Source organism: Achromobacter pulmonis (genome assembly GCF_002885955.2).
GTDB classification, from domain to species: Bacteria; Pseudomonadota; Gammaproteobacteria; order Burkholderiales; family Burkholderiaceae_B; genus Achromobacter; species Achromobacter pulmonis_A.
In genome coordinates this window covers 1-894 of record NZ_POQS01000050.1, presented here as the reverse complement: position 1 = coordinate 894, position 894 = coordinate 1, and the positions used below count along the sequence as shown (strand labels likewise).

Sequence of the window (894 nt, the reverse complement as noted above, 5' to 3'; positions counted from 1 at the left end):
TTGGGTTTCATAGCTCAGTGCCCTCCGCTCGGATTGTGATACACATCACAAACCTCGACGGAGTCTATTATGGGAGAGCTACCAGCGTTTGAATGGAGACCTTGAGGGAGACTGCATCCTGAGTCCACGCAGAGCCACCATTGCCGGCCAGAATGAGCTTGGAGTCGGCTGTGGGTTGCTTACGCATCTGTGTGATGTCGAACTTCAGCAGTGACGTCTCGATCGGTTCCAGTGGGGACAGGGTCTCATTGACGGCGTTCTGTTCAAAGGCGCCGAGTTCCCATTGCTGGAGCCATACCGCTTCGAGAAGGCCGTTCTGCCACGGCTGTGGGATGCTTCCAGAGCCACCGCTGATGTTTACTGATGAGTTGATCCAGCAGATGCCCAGATCGATCTCGGACCAGGTGGTGCTAGTCGTCTGCGGCGTGGTCCCTGCAACGAGCTGCAACGTCCCGAGTATGCGCATGACGGTGAGACCGCCCATGTTCGATAGCCCGAGCGCTGTGAACGCAGGGTCGAGAATGTCGTCAGCCCACTGAGAGTTGGTCGTCACATCAAGGAAGGTGCTACGGACACACCACATCTTGCGACGCTTGGGAGTCCTAACGACGGTTCTGCGCTGCATCGTCATGGTGAGGGTGATTCCCTTCGTGGATGGCTCTGAGGAGCTTCATCCGACTGATGGACATTGCCTTGAGCCAGTTGGAGTAGTAGCTCGCACAGAGTTTACACTCTATGTACTTACTTGTCAACCCATCTGACTGGACTGGACGGGAAGCGGTACTCCCCCCGACCCCCTCACTGGGGTGTGAGGGGGAGTATCCCGCCGTTCCCACCCCTAGTCTAGCGTATCGGGGGATGTATGTCAAGTGGAGTTGTTTGGGTTTCATAGCT

General features: G+C 56.4%; 1 protein-coding gene. It reads right to left on the bottom strand.

The genetic code is table 11. From position 1 onward, the window contains the following. Window positions 1–67: 67 nt before the first annotated feature. Complete coding sequence (locus C1I89_RS33745) at window positions 68–631, bottom strand: hypothetical protein (RefSeq protein WP_102776425.1); 564 nt, start codon at window positions 629–631, stop codon at window positions 68–70. Between the last annotated feature and the right edge of the window lie 263 nt (window positions 632–894).